The sequence below is a fragment of the Cupriavidus yeoncheonensis genome, assembly GCF_905397275.1.
Lineage (GTDB): Bacteria > Pseudomonadota > Gammaproteobacteria > Burkholderiales > Burkholderiaceae > Cupriavidus > Cupriavidus yeoncheonensis.
On record NZ_CAJPUY010000037.1, the window covers coordinates 25,540 to 44,674 of the forward strand.

Sequence of the window (19,135 nt, forward strand, 5' to 3'; positions counted from 1 at the left end):
GAGCCCCCGATGTCTTCTTCCTTCCCGCGGCAAGTCGTCTCCGGCGTCGCTGACCTCGCCACGCAGTCCGACGTCTACGGCAAGGTCGCGTGGCGACTGATTCCCCTGTTCTGCCTGTGCTACATCGCAGCCTACCTGGACCGCATCAACGTCGGCCTGGCCAGGCTGCAGATGCTCGATGCGCTGAGCTTCTCCGAAACGGTCTACGGACTTGGCGCCGGCCTGTTCTTCGTCGGCTACATCATCTTTGAAGTGCCGAGCAACCTGGTGCTGCAGCGCGTTGGCGCAAGGTTCTGGATCGCCCGCATCATGATCACCTGGGGGCTGCTGTCGGCCGCCACTGCTTTCGTCAGGACGCCCACGCAGTTCTATGTGCTGCGGTTCCTGCTTGGCGCCGCCGAAGCGGGCTTCGTGCCCGGCATCCTGCTCTACCTGACCTGCTGGTTCCCCACCTACCGGCGGGGCAAGGTGATTGCATGGTTCATGCTGGGCATCCCGCTCGCCAGCATGACCGGCGCGCCGCTGTCGGGCTGGATCATGACGGCGTTCGCGGGTTGGCACGGCTGGGCTGGGTGGCAGTGGATGTTCGTGATCGAGGCGGTGCCATCGGTGGTGCTCGGCGTGATCGTGCTGTGCTGCCTGCCCAACAGCATTCAGAAGGCCGCCTGGCTGACGCCTGCCGAGAAGCAGCAACTGACCCGGAACCTCGAAGCCGACACGCTCGCCGAACCCCGGCATTCACTGCGCGCGGTCTTTACCGACCACCGGATCTGGATGCTCGGCCTGATCGACATGTGCCTGCTGATGGGGACCTACACCATCAGTTTCTGGCTGCCAACCATCATCCGCGATTCGGGCGTGCAAAGCCCGCTCGACATCGGCCTGCTCACCGCCATTCCGAATGCGGTGGCGGTCGTGGCGATGCTGTTCAACGGTGCGCATTCCGACCGGGAGCGCGAGCGCCGCTGGCATATCGTCGTGCCGGTCCTGCTTGGCGCGGCTGGCATGGTCGCCAGTACGTGGTTCACGCACGATACCGCGGCCACCGTGGCGCTGATGACCGTCGCCGCCGCGGGGATCTCGGCCGGCTTCCCCGTGTTCTGGTGCCTGCCCGCCACATTTCTCCAGGGCAGGGCGGCGGCCGGCGGCATAGCGCTGGCATGCTCCGTGGCCAACCTTGGCGGGTTTGCCGCGACTTTCGTGGTGGGTTGGCTCAAGGACCTCACCCACAGCCCGAACGCCGGCCTGGTGCTGTTCGGCGCCTTCCAGTTGCTCGCCTGCGCGATCGCGCTGTCGATGCCGGCGCGGGTGGTCAACCGCTGAGGCCGCCGTGGAGACAGGAACACGCCCGGGACTCGCCGCAGGACTCGCCGCCCGCCGCCAGTGCGGCGAGTCCCGGACCACGTGCCGCCAGGCAGCGCTGGAAGCAAGGCTTCATCCCCCGAGATAGGCCTTGCGCACGTGCGGGTCGTCGATCATGTCCTTGCCGCTGCCCTCCAGCGCCAGCGACCCCGATTCGAACAGATAGGCCCGATCGCACATGTCCAGCGCCGCATAGGCGTTTTGCTCGACCATCAGCACCGTGGTGCCGTCGTGCTGAACCCGCTTGATGATCTCGAAGGTCCGTTCGACGATATTGGGCGCCAGTCCCAGCGAGGGCTCATCGAACAGCACCAGTTTGGGCCGCGACATCAGCGCGCGTCCGATCGCCAGCATCTGCTGTTCCCCGCCCGACAGGGTGCCGGCCATCTGATGCCGCCGCTCCGCCAGTTTGGGGAAGTTGTCGAACATCTTCCCCATGTCCGCGGCAATGCCGGCCTTGTCGCGCCGCCGGTAGCAGCCCATCTCCAGGTTCTCCTGGATGGTCATCTGTGCGAACACGCGGCGCCCCTCGGGGCAGTGCGCGAGCCCCATCGACAGGATGCGCTGCGGCGTGGCCCGCGTGATGTCCTCGCCGTTGAAACGGATACGCCCGCTGACCGGGGGCAGCAGGCCCGAGATGGCCTTCAGGGTGGAGGTCTTGCCGGCACCGTTGGCACCGATCAGCGTGACCAGTTCCGATTTCCTGACTTGCAGCGATATACCCTTGATGGCCTCGACCTTGCCGTAGCGGCAGACAATGTTCTCGATCTCAAGCATGCTTGACTCCCTGCCCCAGATAGGCCTGAATCACGTCGGGGTTCTGCTGGATTGCCTGCGGCGGGCCGTCTGCAATGATCTTGCCGTAGTTCAGCACGACGATGCGGTCCGAGACGCCCATCACCAGCGGCATGTCGTGCTCGACCAGCAGGACGGTGATGCCGCGCGCCTTGATCTTGCCGAGCAGGTCCATGAAGTCCGCGGTTTCCGACGGGTTCATGCCGGAAGCGGGTTCATCGAGCAGCAGCAGGACCGGGTCGGCAGCCAGCGCGGTGGCCACGCCGAGCAGGCGCTGCTCACCGTAGGCCAGTGCCCCGCCGAGTTCGTTCGCACGGTGGGCGATGCCGACAAAGTCGAGAATCTCCCAGACGGTCTGGCGCAACCGCTCCTCCTCCCGCCGCACGCTGGCAAGTCCGAGCAACGTTCCCCAGGCCGATGCCGAGCCATGGCGGTGCAGGCCGGTCAGCACGTTGTCGAACACCGTGTTGGTCAGGAAGAGACTGGTCTTCTGGAAGGTGCGCACCAGTCCCACGCTGGCGACCTGGTGCGGCTTCAACTGATGCAGCGCCGCGCCGCGGAAATGCACTTGCCCTTTGGTCGGCCGCAGAAAGCCGGTAATGATGTTGAAGGCGGTGGTCTTGCCGGCGCCGTTCGGCCCGATCAGGCTGACCACCTCGCCCTCGTGCACGCCGAAGCTCATGTCGGAGATCGCGACCAGGCCGCCGAAATGAACGGCGACGTGCTCGACGGAAAGTAGCGGAGCGCTGCCTTGCTTTGCCTGGTTCATGGTGTCACTTCCTCGAGATTGCCTTGCCAGCCTGCAACGTTTCCCGCGCCGACAGGGTCTGCAGTTTCCGGCGCTGCGAATCGCCGTGGCCGCCGGGGATGCCGGTGGCGCTGGCCGGGCGCACGTGGAGAGGCCGGGTCCCGGTCCTGCGGCGCCACCAGCCGTGCACTGCGGGTACGATGCCGCGTGGCAGGAAGAACACGATCAGGATGATGAAGACGCCGTAGACGATCCACTGCACTTCCGGCCCGGCGACGGCACGCAGACCGACCGGCAGCAGCCCGAAGATCACGCCGCCGACGACAGGCCCGGCCAGCGTCCCCTTGCCCCCGGTGACAACCATGATCACCATCGTGACGGTGTAGATGAACAGGAAGATATCGGGATCGATGATGCGGATGTAATGCGCGTACAGGCCGCCTGCAGCGCCCGCCAGGGCGGCGGCGACGACGGCGGCGAACACGAGGTAGCGCGTCACATCGATGCCGACCGAGGTGGCGAGTGACTCGTTCTCGCGCAGGGCAATCATCGCCCGCCCCATGCGTGACTGAACGATGCGGCGGATCAGCAGCCATGAAAGCAGGCCGAGGCCGAGCACCAGGTAGTAGTTGGGCTCTTTCTGCCACATCACGATCTCGCGCAGGCCCGGGATGTCGATGCGCATCGGCGGTATATTGCTCAGCGCCAGCGGTCCCTGCGTCAGATCGACCCAGTTCAGGGCCACCAGGCGCACCACCTCGGCGAAGCTGACCGTTACGATGACGAAGTAGGCGCCCCGGATCTTGAAGGACAGCTTGCCCACGACGTAACCGCACAGCCCCGCCAGCGCGGTGCCGACCAGAATGCCGGCTGCCGGATGCCAGGGCTCGTGCACGATCCGGACATCGCCAAAGAGCGGAAGGTCGAAGCCCAGCGTGGTCAGCGCACTGGCATAGGCACCGATGCCGAAGAAGGCAATATGGCCCAGGCTCAGTTGCCCGGTGAAGCCGAGCAGCAGGTTCAGGCTCATTGCCCCGATGATGAAGATGCCGGTGGTGATCACGATATGCAGGAAATACTGATCACGCAGCCAGAGCGGAAGGGTCAGCAATGCGCCGACCAGCAGACAGGTCCAGAGGTTTTTCATCCGATTCGCTCCCCACGTACGAACAGTCCGGTCGGCTTGAACATCAGGACCAGGATAATGATCACGAAGCCCATTGCATCCCGGTAGCCGGACGAGATATAGCCCGCGCCAAGCTCTTCGGCGCAGGCCAGGATGAAGCCGCCGAGTGCGGCACCCTGGATGCTGCCGAGCCCGCCCAGGATCACGATGGCGAAAGCCTTCAGCGAGGCGAGGTTGCCCATGGTCGGCGTCACCACGAAGACCGGGCCGAGCAGCGCGCCGGCCGCGGCCGCGAGGCCGGACCCAAGCGCGAAGGTCGCGGTATAGATGCTGTTGGTGCTGATGCCCATCAGCGCCGCGGTATCGCGGTCCTGGAACGTGGCCCGCATGGCCTTGCCGAGGCGGCTCTTGTGAATCAGGAGCCAGGTCGCCAGGATCAGCAGGGTCGCCGCACCCAGTACGAATACACGCAGCCAGGACACCGAGACACCGCCGATGACCAATGGCTCGGCGGGGAACGGCGTGTCGATCGCCTTGCCGACGCCGCCCCAGATTAGAAGCTCCAGATTCTGGATCGCGATCCAGCAGCCGATCATCACGATCATGGTCGAATCGATATCCGCGTCGCGCATCCGGCGCAGCAGCACGCGCTCGATGCATCCGCCGAGGACGATGCCGAGCACGATTGCCGCCGCCAGGCCCAGGAAGAAATTCCAGTGCAGCACGGAAACGAAGAAGTACGCCATGAAGCCGCCGAATGCGTACAGCTCGCCGTGGGTGAAGTTGACGACCTTCATGATCCCGAGGATCAGGGTCAGGCCGATACCCAGGAGGGCATAGGTCCCCCCCAGTATCAGCGCATTGGCCATGTGCTGAAGTATGTAGTCCACTTGAGTTCTCGCATGCGCCGTGGATGAGGCTGCCACCGGCGGCGCGGGCCGGTGGCGTGCTGTGCGGTGGGGGCGCGCAGGACCTGCGGGTCGCCCCCGGGGCCGTCCGCGCGCTAGTTCTGCAGCAGCGTGACCTTGCCGCCGTCGATCTTCACGACATACGTCGCAGGCGTGCTCTGGCCGCTCTCCCGCCCGGCCGGTCCGATCTTGTTGAAGTTGATCTTGCCGGTCAGCCCGGTCAGCTGCACCTTCCAGAGCGCATCGCGGATCTTCTCCGAGTCCGCCCCGGCGCCGCCCGCGGCAGTGACCGCCGCAGCGATGGCGCGGATGCCGTCATAGCCGCGCGCGCCTTCGGTGAGGCCGTTCGGGTCCAGCCCGCGCCTGGACCACTCGGCAATGAACGCCTTCGCGGCGTCCGGATCCGCCCCCGCTTCGGGGAACCAGGGCATGAACATCACGTCATGCAGCGTGCCGTTGGCGGCCGTGCCGGCGTGGGCGATCAGCTGATCGGGGCTTTGCGAGCCCCCTAGCGTAATGATCTGCCGCTTGATGCCGAGCGCCTGCGCCTGCTTGAGAATCAGCGTGAGTTGCTCGACGGCGGTGGTGACAAAGAGCGTATCGCTGTCGCTGGCCTTGATCGTGGCGAGCTGGGCCGTCATGTCCTGCGCCGACGCATCGATGGTCTGCGTGATGCCGATCCCGACGGCGTTCTTCTTCAGCATGGCCTGGAAGGCATCGGCGGAACCGCGGCCCCAGTCGTTGTTGACCACCAGGAAATCGGCCTTGCGGATCTTCAGTGGCGCCACGTGACGGACGAAGTTGGCGGCCTCCATGCCATTGGTCGGGCTGATGCGGAATACATAGGGGTTGCCGGCCGTTGTGATCTTGTCGGCGCTGGAGGTCTCGACCAGCATCGGCACCTTGTATTCCATGAGCTTGGGCATCACGGCCAGGGTGTAGGTCGAACTCCACGCGCCGAGCAGCACCGGCACCTTGTCGCGCACGATCAGTTTCTCGGCGGCCGACGCGGCTTCCGTCGGATTGCTCTTGTTGTCCTCGATGAAGAGTTCAATCTTCGCGCCCTTGATGCCGCCCTTGGCGTTGATCTCGTCCGCGGCAATCTTTGCCCCGTTCGTGACGAAATTCCCCGATGCCGCCACCGCGCCCGTCAGCGGCTGGTTGACCCCGATACGGACGGTGCCGCCGGGCTGAGCGTGGGCGGCGGCCGCAAAGTGTGCCGCGACTGCCACCACCGTCACCTTCATCCACTTCTGTTTCATCGTCTCCTCCTTGGCGCTGTCAGCCGACGACATGTCGGCGTGCTTTGTCTATGAGACTAATCATAGAACGACTGCTTTTCAATATGTTTCCCGCTGTCTCATGGTAATCACGGATTTTTCGCCAAACCGCTTGCGTCAAAAGCTCACAGACGCTATGGTACTAACAATAGTACGACCAGCAAACAGGCTGTTAGGTGGAACCAGCCGACACGATGCGAGAGATCCATGACCCAACTGACAATGGCGCCCGAGGTGGCGAATCCCGCCGTACTGCAGAGCGCAATTGATCATCTGCGGGAGCGAAGCATCGGCTTGCCGACGCTGAGCCAACTGGCCAATCCGGCCAGCATTCCCGCGGCGCGGCTGGCCGCGCTCGCCGACGTCGACCCTGACCGCGCCGATGCCGCCAACCTCTGGCGGGTGCACTGGCATAACGATGCGTCGCGTCGCGGACTGGCGGCTGTGCCCGCCTACATTGAAGTGCCGGAAGCGATCACCGGAGTGAAGGCCCGGATCGTGGTGGCATTGGGCCTGCGTTTCCCGATGATCGGTGCACACAAGGTGCTGGCCGCCTACGGGTGCCTGGTGCCCCGTCTGGTGACCGGGCGTTTCGACCCGCGCCGCCAGCGGGCGGTGTGGCCTTCCACCGGGAACTACTGCCGGGGCGGCGTGGCCATCTCCCGCATCCTTGGTTGCCGTGGCATTGCCGTGCTGCCGGAAGGCATGAGCCGGGAACGGTTCGACTGGCTGGACCGATGGGTTGCCGACAGCACGGATATCGTCAGGACGCCGGGCACCGAGAGCAACGTCAAGGAAATCTACGACGAATGTGCGGTGCTGGCCGGCGAGCCCAATACGGTGGTCCTGAACCAGTTCGCTGAGTTCGGCAATTATCTCGCCCACTTCTCCTGCACCGGCACGGCCATGAGCCGGATCTTCGCCGACCTGCAGGCGGCCGCGCCCGGGCTGCGGCTTGCCGGGTTTGTCTCGGCCACGGGCTCGGCCGGCACCATTGCGGCAGGCGACTACCTGAAGGCGCGCCACGGCTCGCGCATCGCCGCTGTCGAAGCGGTCGAATGCCCGACCATGCTGCGCAATGGCTACGGCGAGCACAACATCCAGGGTATCGGCGACAAGCATGTGCCGCTGATCCACAACGTCATGAACACCGATGTCGTGATAGGTGTCTCCGACCGCAGCTGCGATGCGCTCAATCTGCTCTTCAACTCGCCGCTCGGGCTGGACTACCTGGCCCGGCGACAAAAGCTCGATACCGGATTGCTGACGGCAATGGCGGGGCTGGGGATCTCCGGCTGGGCGAACGTGATCGGCGCCATCAAGCTGGCGCGGCATTTCGGGCTGGGAGCCGATGACGTCGTCCTTACCGTCGCGACCGACAGCGCCGCGATGTACGCCAGCGAGCGAGAGCGGTGCGCACGGCACCGCTTCCCGCAAGGCTTCGACGAAATCCATGCCGGGGAAGTCTTCGGGTGTCATCTGCAGGGCATTGCCGACGATCACCTGATCGAGCTTTCCCACGCGGACCGCACGCGCCTCTTCAATCTTGGCTACTACACGTGGGTCGAGCAGCAGGGCATCTCGATCGAGGACTTCGACCAGCGCCGCGACCAGGCGTTCTGGCATGGCCTGCAGGCATCCATCCCCGCGTGGGACCGCCTTATCGAAGCATTCAACGAACGGACCGGAGTGGTACTCGGGTAGACGCCCATCGAAGGTGTCGGGCAAATCAACTAGGAGGCAATATGGAAGGAACACCCTATCTGGAGCTGCGCACGAGACTCGCCGAAAGGGACCGCAGCTTGCGCGAGAAGGTCATGTCACTGGAAGACGCGGCGAAGCTCGTCAAGGACGGTGACACGGTGGGCATCGGTGGCAGCACGCTGTCGCGCACGCCAATGGCCATGATCTGGGAACTGGTGCGTGCCCGCAAGAAGAAGCTCTCCGTATCGCGCAGCATCGTGTCCAGCGAGGGGGACCTGCTGTTCGCTTCCGGCATCTGTGACCACATCATGACGAGCTGGTTCAGCCAGGGCATCGTGTGGGGCGTCTCGAAGGTCATGCGACACCATGTCGAGACCGGACTGGCCCGTTATGAAGAGTGGAGCCACATGGCCATGGGCATGCGCTTTCGCGCGGGAGCGATGGGCGTGCCGTTCCTGCCGATGCGCTCGATGCTCGGCTCGGATGTCGCGCACCATCGCCCGGAGACGCGCAAGATCGATTGCCCGTTCACTGGCGAACCGGTGCTGCTCGTGCCGGCGCTGAATCCGAGCGTGGCCATCATCCATGTGCAGCGTTGCGATGCCTATGGCAATGCCCAGCTCGACGGCCTGCAGTTCATGGATCTGGACCTCGCCATGGCCGCGGACAAGGTCATTCTGACGACCGAGCGGATCGTTTCCAACGACCAGATCCGTCGTTCGCCCGACCAGACCCGGATTCCCTTCTTCACGGTGGATGCCGTCGTGGAAGTGCCCTTCGGGTGCGCGCCGCACGAATGCACCGGCGTCTACGAGCCACTGTTCAAACACATGGACGGCTACACGGACCTGGTCAACGGCGATCCGGTCGAAGGCATGCGGCAGTACATCGACCGCTACGTGATGGCTCCCGCCAGCTGGAATGAGTACCTGAGCCTGCTCGGGCTTGATGAACTGCTTGACGCCGCACGTCGCGGCAGGAGCCTCTCCAATGACTGATACCACCAACTTTACCGCTGGTGAGCTGCTGACCGTCATGAGTTCCCGTCTGCTGCGGAACGGTCAGATCGTATTCGCCGGCGTGGGCGTTCCCCTGCTGTCCGCCACGCTTGCGCAGCGGCTGCGCTGTCCGGGCCTGACCATCCTGTTCGAAGGCGGCGTGATCGGCCCCATGATCGAGCCCGGCGCGCTGCCGCCATCGACCAACGAGCAGCGCTGCACCAAGCGCGCCAACATGGTGCTCAGTGCGACCGATGTCCTGTTGCTGCTGCAGCGCGGCTATGTCGACGTGGGCTTCATGGGCGGGGCCCAGATCGACCGCTTCGGCAACCTGAACTCCTCCTTCATTGGCGACCCGGCCCGGCCGAAGACCCGTCTGCCGGGAACGGGGGGCGGCAATGATATCTCCAGTCTCACGCAGATGATCGTCGCCATGAAGCACGAACGCCGCCGCTTTGTCGACAAGGTGGACTTCATTACCAGCCCCGGCTTCCTGCAAGGCGCAACGAGCCGCCATGACAGCGGCCTGCTGGCCGGCGGCATGTATCGCGTGGTGACGGATCTCGGCCTGTTCGGCTTCGCGCCCGACACCAAGGCCATGAAGGTTATCGCGCTGCATCCCGGCGTGACGATCGAACAGGTGCAGGACAGCACCGGCTTCCATGTGGCGCACGACCACGAGATTTCGGTGACCGAACCGCCGACCGCCCGTGAACTGGGAGTGGTGCGGGAGCTGGACCCGGAAAAGCTCTATACCGCCTGACGCCGGCTGCCACCGGCAACGCGACAAACAAGACTCAATCAAATATCTCAGGAGAACACAGATGGCTGGCTTGCATGGAACCTTTGGCATTGCCGCGCGCAATTTCACCGCGTACCCGGAAATTCCCGACGCGAAGGCGTTGGTGGACTACGGCGTGCGCATGGAAGAACTCGGCTTCGATTCGCTTTGGGTGTGGGATCACATTCTCCTCGGCGTTGATCCGAACTTCCCGATCATCGATTCGCTGACGTTGCTGACGGCGATTGCGGCGCGCACGAAGAAGATCAAGCTGTCGACGGGCATCCTGGTGCTGCCCCTGCGCAATCCGGTGGTGCTGGCCAAGCAGCTATCGAGCATGGACCGCATCTCGGACGGCCGCCTGTTGATGGCCATGGCAGCGGGCTGGTACAAGCGCGAGTTCGACGCAGTGGGCGTGCCGTACGAGCAGCGCGGCAGGATCATGGACGACAACCTGGAGATCATGAAGCGTCTGTGGACCGAGGACGTGGTCAAGGGCGAGTGGCCGAATCACAAGATTCCCGCCGGCGTGATGTATCCCAAGCCAGTGCAGCAGCCGTGTCCGATCCTGATCGGCGGCTACGCCGACCGCGTGCTCAAGCGTGCCGCGGTGGACGGCGACGGCTGGCTCACCTACTTCTACAAGCCGGAAAGCTTCGCCGAATCCTGGGCCAAGGTGTGCGCCTACGCGGAGGAAGCCGGCAAGGACCCGTCGACCCTCATGAACGGCAATCAGCTTCCCATCATGGTGGGCGAGTCGCGGGCCGCGGTCGAGGAAAAGATGATGAAGTGGCTCAACGTCGATTTCGATATCGCCCAGGGAAGCAAGTCGACCATGGACAGCGCCATCATGGGGACGGTTGACGAATGCGTCGAGCAACTGCTGGAGCATATCAAGGTCGGCGTGCAGAAGATCGTCTTCGTGCCGTACAAGTACGAGATGAGCCAGATCGAGATCATCGCCAGGGAGATCATTCCGCGCTTGCGCAAGGCCATGAAGTGAGCAGCGCGTATTGAGCTGGATCGGGGCGCCGGATGGGCATGCGCCTTCCCGCACCCCGGATGTTTCACCTCTCCTGTCGAAGGACCAGGGATGACAGCCAAGCACAGGCAGATCTTGCGGCAAGCAGACGACTCTCCCGGCAGCGCCCCGCTCTCGAACGCCGAGACGCAGCACAGGCGTGGCAGGCTTACCGCGCGCGAGCGCGTGGAGATCCTTTTCGATGCCGGCTCCTTTGTCGAGCTGGGGCGCGAGCTAGGGTCGACCGATACTCGATCTGACACAGGCACCGCCGGTGGCGACGGCGTCGTCACCGGTTACGGTGACGTCAACGGCAGGCGTGTCTTCGCTTTTGCCAAGGACATGACGGTGCTGCGCGGCACCATGTCCGCCATGCATGGCAGAAAGATCGCGCGACTCCAGGCGCTTGCATTGAAGAGCCGCGCGCCGGTTGTCGGCGTGTTCGATTCTGACGGGACGCGCGCCGATGAGGCCAGTGCCGCCTGGCCGGCGTACGGGGAGCAATTCCGGCACGCGGCGACCGCCTCGGGTGTGGTCCCGCAGATATCGCTGGTACTCGGCACCTGTATTGGCGCTGACGCGCTGCTGGCCGCTGCAGCCGACTTCGTGTTCATGGCCGGCGATGACAGCGTGGCCTGCCTGGGGGACCCGGACCTGGTTCAGGCCATCACCGGCGAGGTGGTGTCGGCGCAAGACCTCGGGGGCGCTGCGGTGCATGCATCGAAGTCCTCGGTTGCCGATGGCGTGTTCGAGAACGATATTGTCGCGATCCTGCAGGTCAGGCGCCTGATCGACTTCCTGCCGGCGTGCAGCCGGGATGGTCAGCGGCGCTGGCGCACGTTCGACGAGGCGCATCGCAGCGAGGTATCGCTCAATTCGTTGATTCCGCCGGATCCGGCAGCGGCCTATGACGTCAGGGAACTCGTCGCCAGGGTGGTCGATGAAGGCGACTTCCTCGAACTGCAGTCCAGCTTCGCCGGCAACATCGTCATCGGCTTCGGCCGCTTCGACGGTGCCACGGTGGGAGTGGTGGCCAACCAGCCGACCGTGCTCGCCGGCGTGCTGGATGGCGCCGCCGCGCGCAAGGCGGTCCGCTTCATCCGCTTTTGCGATGCCTTCGGCATTCCCGTCGTCAGCCTGGTCGATGCCGCCGGCTTCCTGCCTGGTACCGCGGAAGAGCATGGCGGGACGATCAGGCACGGTGCGATGCTGATGCTTGCCTATGCGCAGGCGACGGTGCCGCGCGTCACAGTCGTCTTGCGCAAGGCCTATGGCGCGGCGGGCATCCTGATGGGCGCTCGCTCGCTCGGGGCGGACATGGTTGGCGCCTGGCCCGCGGCGAGCCTCGGCATGACCGCGGCAGGCGATGCCTCGGAACTGACCGTGGACGCGGCCCTCGCTCGCGGCGACGTCGACGCGGCGATTGTCCCTGAAGAGACGCGGGCCTTCATCGTGCGGGCGCTGGAAACCCTGGCGAGCAAGGCCGGCGAGTCCCCATCGCGCAAGCACGCCAGTTGCCTCCCTTAACCTCATGCCCATTGCGGCAGGACCACGGCGATGTTCTCAAAGATACTGATTGCCAATCGAGGCGAAATTGCCTGCCGGATCATCAGGACTGCCCGCCGCATGGGCGTCCGGACAGTCGCTGTCTACTCGGAGGCTGACCGCCAGGCCTTGCATGTGCAGCTCGCCGATGAGGCGGTTTGCATCGGGCCGGCACCGGCGACAGAGTCCTACCTCGTCATCGAGAAGATCATCGACGCCTGTCTCCGGACGGGTGCACAAGCGGTACACCCGGGTTATGGCTTCCTTTCCGAGCGCGCCGCCTTCGCGCGTGCGCTGGACGCCGCCGGCATCGTCTTCATCGGTCCGAATCCCCACGCGATGGAGGCGATGGGCGACAAGATCGAGTCAAAGAAGTGCGCGAGCGCGGCCGGGGTTTCGACCGTGCCTGGGTATCTCGGCGTTATTGATGATCCGGCGCATGCGGTTCGGATTGCCGGGGAGATCGGCTACCCTGTCATGATCAAGGCATCGGCCGGAGGCGGCGGCAAGGGCATGCGCATCGCGCACAGCGCTGCCGAGGTGGAGGACGGATTCGCGCGGGCGAAATCGGAGGCGGCCTCGTCATTCGGAGACGATCGTGTCTTTGTCGAGAAGTTCATCGTCAATCCGCGCCATATCGAAATCCAGGTGCTGGGCGACAAGCACGGCAACCTGATCTATCTGGGCGAGCGCGAATGCTCGATTCAGCGGCGCAACCAGAAGGTGCTGGAAGAAGCGCCGTCGCCCTTGCTCGATGCGGCCACGCGACGGGCGATGGGCGAGCAGGCCGTTGCCCTGGCGCGGGCGGTGGGATACGACTCTGCGGGTACCGTCGAGTTTGTGGCGGGGCAGGACCGCTCCTTCTACTTCCTGGAAATGAATACGCGCTTGCAGGTCGAGCACCCGGTCACCGAACTGGTCACCGGCATCGACCTGGTGGAGCAGATGATCCGTGTTGCCGCCGGTGAACGGCTCTCATTGCGGCAGGAAGATATCGTCCTGAATGGTTGGGCGGTGGAAAGCCGGGTCTACGCGGAGGACCCCCTGCGAAACTTCATGCCGTCGACCGGGCGCCTGCTGACCTATCGTCCTCCCGATGAAGGGACCTGGGATGGCGTGACGGTGCGCAACGACACCGGCGTGTCCGAAGGCGGCGAGGTGTCGATTCACTATGACCCCATGATCGCCAAGCTCGTCACGCATGCCCCCACGCGTGCGCAGGCGATTGCGGCGCAGGCGCGGGCGCTGGACGCATTCGCCATCGACGGCATACGCCACAACATCCCGTTTCTCAGTGCTCTGATGCACCACCCCCGCTGGCGCGAGGGAAGGCTCTCCACGGGATTCATCGCGGAGGAGTTCCCGGGCGGCTTCACACTGGCGCAGCCCGCTGCAGACACCGCACGAACCCTGGTGGCGGTCGCCGCCGTCATCGAAGGACTGCTTGCTGCGCGGCGTGGCGCGGGCGACTTGGGTGGCGACTTGGGAGCCTCATGCCGGCACTGCGCAGTCCTGCTTGGGGCGGAACGCTTTGATGTCTCGATTGCCGGGTCGCATCCCGGCTGGACGGTAGGTGTCGGATCCGATGGAGGCACCCAGGCCGATGTCCGTTCAGATTGGAAGCCGGGTCAGCCGGTGTGGCGAGGCCTGATCGACGGCAAGGCCGTGGCCGTACAGGTCCGTCCAACGTTGAATGGCGTACTTCTGAGCCACGCCGGCGTGGCAGTCGAGGCCCGGGTCGTGCCACCACGCGTGGCCGACTTGCTGGCGTGGATGCCTGTCAGGCAGGAGGGAAATAGTGCCGCACACCTGCGCAGCCCGATGCCGGGCGTGGTGCTTGCGATTGCGGTGCAAGCTGGGCAGGCGATCGCTGTCGGCGATCCGCTGTGCGTGATCGAAGCCATGAAGATGGAGATCGCATTGCGAGCGGAGCGCCCGGGGATCGTGGCAAAGATCCATGTGGCCAAAGGCGACTCCCTTGCCGCGGACGCAGTCATCATGGAATTGGCCTGAGGCGCGTTGCGCCTCTCTTGGGCGGACCTTCTTGCGTCGCGGGCATCGGCGTGTCGAACGGATTAACGGAATCAGGATAAGCAACCATGCATATTGGAGTACCGAGAGAAAGCCGGCCGGGGGAGAGCCGTGTGGCCGCCACCCCGGAGACGGTAAAGAAGTATGTCGCGCAAGGCCATCAGGTCATCGTGCAGGCCGGCGCTGGGGTACGGGCCAGCCAGCCGGATGCCGCCTATGAGGCCGCGGGTGCACGCATCGCCAGCGCCGTCGAGGCGCTCGGCGCGCAACTGGTGCTGAAGGTGCGCGCGCCGGAAGCCGCAGAGCTGGCCCAGATGAAGCCGGGCGCCGTGCTGGTGGGCATGCTCAATCCCTTCGATGCCGAGAACAACGCCCGCATGGCGGCCTCCGGCATCACCGCCTTCGCGCTCGAAGCCGCGCCGCGCACTACGCGTGCGCAGAGCATGGACGTGCTCTCCTCCCAGGCCAACATCGCCGGCTACAAGGCGGTGCTGGTGGCCGCGCACCACTACCAGCGCTTCATGCCGATGCTGATGACCGCCGCGGGCACCGTGAAAGCCGCCCGCGTGCTGATCCTCGGCGCCGGTGTGGCGGGGCTGCAGGCCATTGCCACCGCCAAGCGCCTGGGCGCGGTGATCGAGGCCTCGGACGTGCGTCCCGCAGTAAAGGAACAGATCGAGTCCCTCGGCGCGAGGTTCCTGGACGTGCCCTTGCTCACCGACGAGGAGCGCGAAATCGCCCAGGGCGTGGGCGGCTATGCCCGTCCGATGCCGCCCGACTGGATCAAGCGCCAGGCCGAACTGGTGCACCAGCGCGCCATTCAGGCCGATATCGTCATCACCACCGCGCTGATCCCGGGCCGCAAGGCCCCGACGCTGCTGCAGGAAGCGACCGTGCAGCAGATGAAGCCCGGCTCGGTGGTGGTCGACCTGGCCGCCGCACAGGGCGGCAACTGCCCGCTGACGGTGGCCGACGAGGTGGTCGAGCGCCACGGCGTCACGCTCGTGGGTCACACCAACCTGGCCTCGATGGTCGCCGCCGACGCCTCGGCCCTGTACGCCCGCAACGTGCTCGACTTCCTCAAGCTCATCGTCGGCAAGGATGGCAAGGTCGCCATCGACCTGCAGGACGACATCGTCGCGGCCTGCCGCATCACCGGCCGCCGCGAAGGCGCACTGGCAAGTTAAGGAGACCCTGATGGAAATGATCAATCACACGGTGATCAACCTGATCATCTTCGTGCTGGCGATCTACGTGGGCTACCACGTGGTCTGGACCGTCACGCCGGCACTGCATACCCCGCTGATGGCCGTGACCAACGCGATCTCGGCCATCATCATCGTCGGCGCCATGCTGGCGGCGGGTCTGACCGAAGGCGCGACCGGCCGCATCATGGGCACGGTAGCCGTGGCACTGGCCGCCGTGAACGTGTTCGGCGGCTTCCTCGTCACGCAACGCATGCTCGAGATGTTCAGGAAGAAGGGGGCCAAGGCGGACAAGGGATCCGCCAAGGCCACGACCGATGCCGCGATCGGCGGGACGCTGACGGGAGCCACGCGATGATTGCGCTCTCGATGAATGCCGTCACGCTGCTCTACCTGAGTGCCTCGGTCTGCTTCATCCAGGCGCTCAAGGGGCTCTCGCACCCGGCTTCGGCCCGCAAGGGCAATGCCTTCGGCATGATCGGCATGGCCATTGCGGTGGTCACCACGCTGGTGCTGATCGTCAAGCTCAGGAACGAGTTCCTCGCGGCCGGCACGGCGCAGTCCTCGGTCGCTTCGGGCCTGGCGCTGATCTTCGGCGCGCTGGTGGTAGGCGGCGGCATCGGCGCCTACGTGGCGAAGAAGGTCGAGATGACCAAGATGCCGGAACTGGTGGCGGCGATGCATTCGCTGATCGGTCTGGCGGCGGTCTGCATCGCGGTGGCGGCCGTGGCCGAGCCGTCGGCCTTTGGCATCGCGCCGGCGGGTTCGCATGAGATCCCGACGGGCAACCGCATCGAGTTGTTCATCGGCTGCTTCGTCGGCGCCATCACCTTCTCCGGTTCGGTGATTGCCTTCGGCAAGCTCGCTGGGCGCTTCAAGTTCCGGCTGTTCCAGGGGGCGCCGGTGGTGTTCCCCGGCCAGCACATGCTGAACCTGGCGCTGGCAGTCGCCATGCTCGGCTTCGGCATCGCGTTTTTCATGACGCAGGACTGGCTGCCGTTCCTGGTGATGCTGGCCATCGCCTTCGTGCTCGGCGTGCTGATCATCATCCCGATCGGCGGCGCCGACATGCCGGTGGTGGTGTCGATGCTGAACTCGTACTCGGGCTGGGCGGCGGCCGGCATCGGCTTCTCGCTGAACAACCCCATGCTGATCATCGCCGGCTCGCTGGTGGGTTCGTCCGGTGCCATCCTCTCGTACATCATGTGCAAGGCGATGAACCGCTCGTTCTTCAACGTGATCCTGGGCGGCTTCGGCGGCGACGCTGCCGCCGCTAGTGCCGGTAGCACGCAGATCCAGCGCAACGTGAAGTCGGGGTCGGCGGATGATGCTTCCTTCCTGATGGGTAATGCGGAGACGGTCATCATCGTGCCAGGCTATGGCCTCGCGGTGGCGCGCGCCCAGCATGCCCTGAAGGAACTGACCGAAAAGCTGCACGAAAAGGGCGTGACCGTGAAGTATGCGATCCACCCGGTGGCGGGCCGCATGCCGGGCCACATGAACGTGCTGCTGGCCGAGGCCGAGGTGCCCTACGACCAGGTCTTCGAGATGGAGGACATCAACAGCGAGTTCGGCCAGGCCGATGTGGTGCTGGTGCTCGGCGCCAACGACGTGGTGAACCCGGCGGCCAAGACCGATCCAAACTCGCCCATCGCCGGCATGCCGATCCTGGAGGCGTACAAGGCCAAGTCCATCATCGTCAACAAGCGCTCGATGGCGTCCGGTTATGCCGGGCTGGACAACGAGCTGTTCTACATGGACAAGACCATGATGGTGTTCGGCGACGCCAAGAAGGTGGTCGAGGACATGCTCAAGGCTGCGGCATAGGTTCGCGGATAGGGCGGGGAGCCGCGACCTGCAGGAGCGGACACCCCCGCCTCTTGATCTTTTCATATCTTAAGGTACTATAAATAGTAAGATGGTATGAATGGAAGGTGGCCATTCAGTGCTGTCCATACGAGGGCAACCCTCGGCTCGATCCACCGAAAATGACTGGAGGCGACCATGCGCGTGACCGATATTCTGCAGATCAAGGCGGGCCCGATCTATTCCATCTCGCCAGATACGTGCCTTTCGGATTGCCTGGGCCTGATGGCTGACAACGATCTCGGGTCGCTGGCAGTCATCGAGCGGCGGACGCTGGTGGGACTGCTGACGTTTCGCGAGATCTTCTCGGCGATGGCGCAGCATCAACGGCAGCGCCGGACGGGGCATGCGGCGGAGGTGCTCGATATCCGGGCGCGCAACGTCATGAACCCGGCGCCCATCGTCGTCGATCCGGAAATGGGCATTGCGGAATTGCGCGGGCTGATGGTCGAACGCTATCTGCGGTACGTGCCAGTGATCCGCAACGGGAGCTTCCTCGGCATCATCTCGTTCCACGATGTTGCCAAAGCCATGCACGAGGAGCAGGCGTTCGAGAATCAGATGCTCAAGTCCTATATCGGCGACTGGCCAGCCGAGGCCGTCGCGGTCAGTTAGGCAGGTGAGCGCGACGCCCGGCATTTGTCGCGGTCAGCCCTTTTCGGTCGGGCGCGGCTGGGTGAGCGTGCGATATTCCCGCGGGCGACAGCCCTGTTGATGCGTTTGATTCACGGCCCTGAGTGGTAATCGGCGACACGAGAGGCCCCTCTGGTGGAGCAGGGCCTTCACTTCGTTCGTCTTCAGTCCGCGCGGGTGATGGACTCGAGAACCTGGCGGCCGCGACCGGTCAACTGCAGGTGTTCCCGGTTGTGGATATGGACTTGCCGGACCAGCTGGTTGTCGATGAGCGCTCCCAGATCGGCGGGATCCAGTTGACAGGGGACGCTTGCGCTATTCAGGATCAACAGGGCGGCGAGTTCATGTGGGCTCAGCATCTTCGTCTCCTGCAAAGGGGATTAGGGGGTGCATGAGGGCCGCATAGCCAACGGCGAAGACACAACTCTCGACCTGCAGGTAGCGGGCATCAACGTCCGATACATTCAATTACGGTTGATGCTATGCGACTACCTGATAGTGAGCCTCCCGACATACTGCTGTCACAAAGTGGAATGTCTGGCACTCAAGCTGCACATACATGTCACGCACGGCCAACGCCGGGTCCGAAAGCTCTTAGCTGGGCATTTGCTCTTCGCGTCGCTGCATGCACGGGCCGAGCTCGCCCGGATGGCGAGCTCGAGCGGTCAAGTGACATAAGAGTCTCGCCGGGATTCTCTTGAAAAAGACTTGCAAGTTAGCCGCAGCGGCATTAGTATTCGCTCCCCGCTCGCAAAACACCGCACAGCGGGGAAAGACTTTCCGGCAGTAACTCCAACGAGTGCGCTTTCCGGATAAAGAATTTCTCAGAAATGGTTGCATAATCGCTGAAAACTCTTTATAGTCTCGCTTCTTCGCTGCTGACGCAAAAGCAGCGACGCAAAACGGCAAAGCCGATTGCGAAGTTCTTTAACAACCAAACAACCGATAAGTGTGGGCGCTTGATAGCGGATGCGAAAGGCTTCGGTCTTTTAGCTCAAAAGTTATACAGTGCTCGCACAGCAAAACGTGACTGGATTTTCGGATCTGGTCAGTCAGTTTTCTGAGAGTGAGCGACCGCTCGAAAGAGCGAGGTGCTTCGGCACCACACAGGTATTGAACTGAAGAGTTTGAT

At 64.3% G+C, this 19,135-nt stretch carries 17 protein-coding genes; 11 read left to right on the plus strand and 6 right to left on the minus strand.

Annotation, left to right across the window (positions count from 1 at the left end):
* The first annotated feature begins 9 nt into the window (after window positions 1-9).
* A complete protein-coding gene (locus KHO22_RS30535; RefSeq protein ID WP_211950923.1) occupies window positions 10-1,323 on the plus strand; it encodes an MFS transporter in 1,314 nt (437 codons plus the stop codon).
* Window positions 1,324-1,434: 111 nt separating this feature from the next.
* On the opposite strand, the gene KHO22_RS30540 is transcribed toward KHO22_RS30535, so the two are convergent.
* From KHO22_RS30540 to KHO22_RS30560, 5 genes are all read right to left on the minus strand, one after another.
* Entirely contained in the window at window positions 1,435-2,139 is a 705-nt protein-coding gene (locus KHO22_RS30540; RefSeq protein ID WP_211950924.1) for an ABC transporter ATP-binding protein, read from the minus strand.
* A complete protein-coding gene (locus tag KHO22_RS30545; protein ID WP_211950925.1) occupies window positions 2,132-2,926 on the minus strand; it encodes an ABC transporter ATP-binding protein in 795 nt (264 codons plus the stop codon). The genes KHO22_RS30540 and KHO22_RS30545 overlap by 8 nt, the downstream gene beginning before the upstream one ends.
* A 4-nt stretch (window positions 2,927-2,930) precedes the next feature.
* On the minus strand, window positions 2,931-4,052 hold the full coding sequence (locus KHO22_RS30550) for a branched-chain amino acid ABC transporter permease (protein WP_211950926.1): 1,122 nt from the start codon (window positions 4,050-4,052) through the stop codon (window positions 2,931-2,933).
* The gene (locus KHO22_RS30555; RefSeq protein WP_211950927.1) at window positions 4,049-4,921 is read right to left on the minus strand and encodes a branched-chain amino acid ABC transporter permease; all 873 of its coding nucleotides are present in this window, start codon (window positions 4,919-4,921) and stop codon (window positions 4,049-4,051) included. Before KHO22_RS30555 ends, KHO22_RS30550 begins: the two co-directional genes overlap by 4 nt.
* Before the next feature lie 113 nt (window positions 4,922-5,034).
* A complete protein-coding gene (locus tag KHO22_RS30560) occupies window positions 5,035-6,201 on the minus strand; it encodes an ABC transporter substrate-binding protein (RefSeq protein ID WP_211950928.1) in 1,167 nt (388 codons plus the stop codon).
* Window positions 6,202-6,426: 225 nt separating this feature from the next.
* On the opposite strand from KHO22_RS30560, the gene KHO22_RS30565 reads away from it, so the two are divergent.
* From KHO22_RS30565 to KHO22_RS30610, 10 genes are all read left to right on the plus strand, one after another.
* Entirely contained in the window at window positions 6,427-7,923 is a 1,497-nt protein-coding gene (locus KHO22_RS30565; protein ID WP_211950929.1) for a pyridoxal-phosphate dependent enzyme, read from the plus strand.
* A 41-nt stretch (window positions 7,924-7,964) separates the two neighbouring features.
* Window positions 7,965-8,921 (plus strand): CoA transferase subunit A, encoded by a 957-nt coding sequence (locus KHO22_RS30570; protein WP_211950930.1) that lies wholly within the window; start codon window positions 7,965-7,967, stop codon window positions 8,919-8,921.
* Window positions 8,914-9,684 carry a CoA-transferase subunit beta gene (locus KHO22_RS30575; protein ID WP_211950931.1) on the plus strand — a complete coding sequence of 257 codons (771 nt, stop codon included), beginning with the start codon at window positions 8,914-8,916 and terminating at the stop codon, window positions 9,682-9,684. The genes KHO22_RS30570 and KHO22_RS30575 overlap by 8 nt, the downstream gene beginning before the upstream one ends.
* A gap of 61 nt (window positions 9,685-9,745) precedes the next feature.
* Complete coding sequence (locus tag KHO22_RS30580; protein WP_211950932.1) at window positions 9,746-10,705, plus strand: LLM class flavin-dependent oxidoreductase; 960 nt, start codon at window positions 9,746-9,748, stop codon at window positions 10,703-10,705.
* Between the two features lie 90 nt (window positions 10,706-10,795).
* Window positions 10,796-12,250 carry an acyl-CoA carboxylase subunit beta gene (locus KHO22_RS30585; RefSeq protein ID WP_211950933.1) on the plus strand — a complete coding sequence of 485 codons (1,455 nt, stop codon included), beginning with the start codon at window positions 10,796-10,798 and terminating at the stop codon, window positions 12,248-12,250.
* 30 nt (window positions 12,251-12,280) lie between these two features.
* On the plus strand, window positions 12,281-14,281 hold the full coding sequence (locus tag KHO22_RS30590) for an acetyl-CoA carboxylase biotin carboxylase subunit (RefSeq protein WP_211950934.1): 2,001 nt from the start codon (window positions 12,281-12,283) through the stop codon (window positions 14,279-14,281).
* An 86-nt stretch (window positions 14,282-14,367) separates the two neighbouring features.
* The gene (locus KHO22_RS30595) at window positions 14,368-15,486 is read left to right on the plus strand and encodes a Re/Si-specific NAD(P)(+) transhydrogenase subunit alpha (RefSeq protein WP_211950935.1); all 1,119 of its coding nucleotides are present in this window, start codon (window positions 14,368-14,370) and stop codon (window positions 15,484-15,486) included.
* Between the two features lie 10 nt (window positions 15,487-15,496).
* Window positions 15,497-15,862, plus strand: coding sequence for an NAD(P) transhydrogenase subunit alpha part 2 (locus KHO22_RS30600; RefSeq protein WP_211950936.1), 366 nt, complete (start codon window positions 15,497-15,499; stop codon window positions 15,860-15,862).
* A complete protein-coding gene (locus KHO22_RS30605) occupies window positions 15,859-17,331 on the plus strand; it encodes an NAD(P)(+) transhydrogenase (Re/Si-specific) subunit beta (protein WP_211950937.1) in 1,473 nt (490 codons plus the stop codon). The genes KHO22_RS30600 and KHO22_RS30605 overlap by 4 nt, the downstream gene beginning before the upstream one ends.
* Window positions 17,332-17,508: 177 nt before the next feature.
* Window positions 17,509-17,985, plus strand: coding sequence for a CBS domain-containing protein (locus KHO22_RS30610; RefSeq protein ID WP_211950938.1), 477 nt, complete (start codon window positions 17,509-17,511; stop codon window positions 17,983-17,985).
* Window positions 17,986-18,167: 182 nt separating this feature from the next.
* Here the strand turns inward: KHO22_RS30610 and KHO22_RS30615 are convergent, their stop codons facing one another.
* On the minus strand, window positions 18,168-18,362 hold the full coding sequence (locus tag KHO22_RS30615) for a hypothetical protein (RefSeq protein ID WP_211950939.1): 195 nt from the start codon (window positions 18,360-18,362) through the stop codon (window positions 18,168-18,170).
* Window positions 18,363-19,135 lie beyond the last annotated feature (773 nt).